Here is a 253-nt window from a genome sequence, read left to right on the forward strand (position 1 = left end):
TTTAAAGAATGAAAAAAGCTTTAGTGATATTGCCGATGAATTTTTAGAGTTTATCAATGGTGCAACAATGATTGCCCATAATGCAAGTTTTGATATTGGTTTTCTTAATGCAGAATTAGCACGAGCAAATAAACCACTTATCAGTGTTGACAATATTCTTGATACATTGGCTATGGCACGGCGCAAATTTCCTATGGCGCCTAATTCTCTTGATGTTTTGTGCAAACGTTTTGGCATTGATAATAGTCATCGT

At 34.8% G+C, this 253-nt stretch carries 1 protein-coding gene; it reads left to right on the top strand.

Translation table 11 applies throughout. The features are described 5' to 3' along the window. Positions 1-253 (top strand): exonuclease domain-containing protein (locus ACFINZ_RS11835; protein ID WP_375701628.1); only part of this gene is annotated, 253 nt, incomplete at both ends.

The sequence above is a fragment of the Bartonella sp. AA81SXKL genome (assembly GCF_042196945.1).
In the GTDB taxonomy this organism is placed as follows: Bacteria; Pseudomonadota; Alphaproteobacteria; order Rhizobiales; family Rhizobiaceae; genus Bartonella.